Consider the following 3,166-nt stretch of genomic DNA (forward strand, 5'->3'; position numbering starts at 1 on the left):
AAAAAAAATGTCAGAAATGCCTGAAATGGGGAAATATTCACAAGGTACAGAAAGCTACCAACAATTTGCTATCCGTATAGCAGATATGCTGTTAGAGCCTGAAAAATTCAGAGAGCTTTATCCAATTTTAGAAAAATCAGGATTTCAGCCATGATTAAATTAAATAACCTATCAACCGATCTAAAGCATGTGACCGTTGAATACCTCAACATCGTAAATTATGAAATTGCGAGGGAAAATATATGCGGTTATATCTTCCTATTATCCCGACTATCCAAAGATGCCGAACCCACCGAAAAAATGCAGATGGAAAGCAAAATACAGAACTTAATTTACTATCGGGATAATTTACAAATCGAGGACAAGGACAATATTCAAAAGGTTTTAAATACGCTCATTCCAGAGTATCAAGCCGAACAAAACAACCAAACAGCTAAGAAAAATTAGGCTTCAATGTCGGGCAACTCAAAAAGCTGTCGATCTCTATTTTCTGTTAAATATTCGTTGAGTTCAGCGAGTATTTTTTCTTTATTGGCTTCATTTGCCTGCATTTTCTTAATCAAGTAAGAACCGAGCAAAATTTTACGCCGAGTATCATCCTTGCGCTCCTGTTCTTTCTTTTTGGTACGTTCTCTTGCTTCAATAGCCTGTTTCTGTGCTTTTAACTGTTTCAGCTTCTCTAACTGGGCTTCAATTTTCTTTTCGATATTTTCAGCAGATTTAGTCATAACGGTTAATTTCGGAATATAGAAAACCACTCAAGCATAAGACCCTATGAATTGAAATTCAAGCGGGTAATATGCTATCGTGTTTTTCATGAAATGCGCACTTACGACTTGAATTTCATTCAAGTCAAAAGATGCGTAAGGGGGACACCCCTTAACCCCAAAAGCAAAAGCAAGAGCGGTAAAGCAAATGAAGAAATACAATATTGATGAACAGCATATTTTTATATGCTCAAACTGTGGGAATGAATTTTTATACAAATTACCTAAAATTCTTATAGAGCAAATGAATGGAGTATCCATTCAAACTATTAGAAAAGAATGCCCGAAATGTAATCAATACGTGGATGCCACAAGGAAAATTTAATGGCGATTTACCACTGTACAACCAAAACCGTTAACCGCAGTTCGGGAAGAACTGCCGTTGCATCTATGGCTTATCGTGCAGGGGAAAAACTAGAAGATAAACGTACAGGGCTGACGCATGACTTTACGAGAAAGGATGGAGTCGCCCATACCGAAATTGTGTCTAATCTCAATATTGAAATTGACCGCAGCCAACTTTGGAACTTGGCGGAACAGTCCGAAAACCGCAAAGATGCCCGAACCGCCAGAGAGTGGGTAATCGCCCTACCCGATGAATTAGACGCAGATCAACGTAAGGACTTGGCAAAAGCCTTTGCCACGGCCTTAGTTGATCGCTATGGCGTGATTGCAGACTTAGCCATCCACAAACCCAGCAAAGGCGGAAATGATAAGAACCATCACGCCCATATCATGCTCACAACCCGAAAAGCCGAATTGGATGCAGACAATAAACTCACTCTGACCACCAAAACCGATATTGAACTCAGCAACGCCAAACGAAAAAGCCTTGGTATGGGTACAACCCAAGACGAAATTAAACAGATTCGGGAAACGTGGGCAAACCTTGCCAATCGTGCTTTGGAACGAGCAGGCATACAGGAAAAAATAGATCACCGCAGCTATGCCGATCAGAATAACGGACTACAAGCCACCATCCATGAAGGCACTAAAGTCACCCAATTACGCAGACAAGGCATAGACACTGAAATCAGCCGTTTTAATGACAATGTGAAACAGCAGAACGCCCAACAGCTTGACCAACAGAAACAGCAGAAAGAGAGCGTTTTACAGCGTGGTTTAAACCGTGTCGATCAAGGTTTTGATCAATGGCAGAAGAACCAAGAAACCAAACGTCTAGAACTGGAACGCCAAGCGGAAATGAAACGACAGCAAGAATTAGATAAACAACGAGCCGAGCAAGCACTCCGCAAGGCATCTCAAAAACTAAGTAGAGGCGGAATGTCATTATGAGTAATCAAAATGATTTAGATGACCAGTTATATATTTTATTGGCATCCATGAAGGAATATCGAGAAGCCATAGCAGACGATAAGAAGCGATTAGAGCAGTTTTACAACCAAGTCGCTAGTGGAGTGCTAGACAAGGCTGAAAAATCGCTAGAAAACGCAAATAAGAAGCATACAGGTGCATTAAACAACAGTATTCAGGCATTAAACGAAGCTACAAACAGGCTCAACTTAAAACTTATCATTATTTTTGCCAGCACGTTTGTTGCTGTGATGATGGTGTTCATTTTGGCTATCTTCTTATACGTGCCAAGCAAAGACGAAATTGATGAACGTAGAGCTGATATGGCTGTACTAAAAAAATATCCGCTACAAATTCGAGAAAGTGATGGTGAAACATTGGTGAGAATCATGCGGAAAAATTGCTATTCGTTTGAACCGAGTAGTGTCAAAGAAAAAACGTATGACTGGTGTCAGATCGACCCTAAAAAATACTAGTTGATCGGTACTTTGCTTGGTTTTTCTCATTACAAATCAAATTACAGCAAGCGCAAAGTTGCCCGACTTTGAAACATGGCTTTAGCCATGTTTCAAAGCATCGAGCTGAAATTTCGCATAAGAGATTTTATGTTAAATAAGACTATTAAGATCAGTTATAATTATCCAATAAGTGATTAAAAATAATAAGGTAATTTATGTCTACATGGGTGTGGGTACTTATTTATTTGGCAGTTAGCTTAATGTTCAAATGGATTATTTCATGGGGTGGAGCTGATTATATTAAAGGCTGGAAGAGTATCTTTTTCTTAGATATGGAATCAAGCTCATGGAATGAAGAACAGCTTAGAGCTATGGCTTTGTTTCTATGGATAGCATTTACCATTCTTTTTATTATAGGTTTAATTTACCCCGAATTTAGATTCTATAAGCTTAAAAATAGTTTGTAAAAAACGGAGCTTAAGCTCCGTTTTTTTATGGGTGATTTTTTAAATCATTCAGCATTGCATCACGTAAAATCTTATTCATACGTGTCTGATAGCCTTTGCCTTGTGCTTTTAGCCATTGCATGACATCTGCATCAATGCGTACTGTAGTCACTTGTTTAGT

Annotated in this window: 6 protein-coding genes and 1 pseudogene; 5 read left to right on the plus strand and 2 right to left on the minus strand. The window is 38.8% G+C overall.

Going from position 1 to position 3,166, the window contains the following annotated elements; translation table 11 throughout:
• Both F947_RS14825 and F947_RS00260 read left to right on the plus strand, forming a co-directional pair.
• Positions 1-154, plus strand: a pseudogene (locus F947_RS14825) (replication initiation protein RepM); the annotation flags it as partial.
• Positions 151-447 carry a hypothetical protein gene (locus F947_RS00260; RefSeq protein ID WP_004969146.1) on the plus strand — a complete coding sequence of 99 codons (297 nt, stop codon included), beginning with the start codon at positions 151-153 and terminating at the stop codon, positions 445-447. The pseudogene F947_RS14825 and the gene F947_RS00260, both read left to right, overlap by 4 nt.
• On the opposite strand, the gene F947_RS00265 is transcribed toward F947_RS00260, so the two are convergent.
• Complete coding sequence (locus F947_RS00265; RefSeq protein WP_026438544.1) at positions 444-728, minus strand: hypothetical protein; 285 nt, start codon at positions 726-728, stop codon at positions 444-446. The two genes, F947_RS00260 and F947_RS00265, sit on opposite strands and share 4 nt — an antisense overlap.
• Positions 729-1,091: 363 nt before the next feature.
• Here F947_RS00265 and mobQ point away from each other — a divergent pair, with 363 nt between their 5' ends.
• The 3 genes from mobQ (at position 1,092) to F947_RS00280 (ending at position 3,006) form a co-directional block, all read left to right on the plus strand.
• Positions 1,092-2,063 carry a MobQ family relaxase gene (gene mobQ / locus F947_RS00270; RefSeq protein ID WP_004969148.1) on the plus strand — a complete coding sequence of 324 codons (972 nt, stop codon included), beginning with the start codon at positions 1,092-1,094 and terminating at the stop codon, positions 2,061-2,063.
• Positions 2,060-2,557 (plus strand): hypothetical protein, encoded by a 498-nt coding sequence (locus tag F947_RS00275; protein WP_004969149.1) that lies wholly within the window; start codon positions 2,060-2,062, stop codon positions 2,555-2,557. Before mobQ ends, F947_RS00275 begins: the two co-directional genes overlap by 4 nt.
• A 197-nt stretch (positions 2,558-2,754) precedes the next feature.
• Positions 2,755-3,006, plus strand: coding sequence for a hypothetical protein (locus F947_RS00280; protein ID WP_004969151.1), 252 nt, complete (start codon positions 2,755-2,757; stop codon positions 3,004-3,006).
• Positions 3,007-3,031: 25 nt separating this feature from the next.
• Here the strand turns inward: F947_RS00280 and F947_RS00285 are convergent.
• On the minus strand, positions 3,032-3,166 hold a 135-nt coding region (locus F947_RS00285; protein ID WP_004969153.1), incomplete at its 5' end, for a BrnA antitoxin family protein.

The organism is Acinetobacter towneri DSM 14962 = CIP 107472 (assembly GCF_000368785.1).
GTDB lineage: Bacteria > Pseudomonadota > Gammaproteobacteria > Pseudomonadales > Moraxellaceae > Acinetobacter > Acinetobacter towneri.

Coding starts and splice junctions, on each gene's coding strand:
- F947_RS00280 (WP_004969151.1), top strand. CDS start 2,755: ATGTCTACATGGGTGTGGGTACTTATTTATTTGGCAGTTAGCTTAATG.
- F947_RS00265 (WP_026438544.1), bottom strand. CDS start 728: ATGACTAAATCTGCTGAAAATATCGAAAAGAAAATTGAAGCCCAGTTA.
- F947_RS00260 (WP_004969146.1), top strand. CDS start 151: ATGATTAAATTAAATAACCTATCAACCGATCTAAAGCATGTGACCGTT.
- F947_RS00275 (WP_004969149.1), top strand. CDS start 2,060: ATGAGTAATCAAAATGATTTAGATGACCAGTTATATATTTTATTGGCA.
- mobQ (WP_004969148.1), top strand. CDS start 1,092: ATGGCGATTTACCACTGTACAACCAAAACCGTTAACCGCAGTTCGGGA.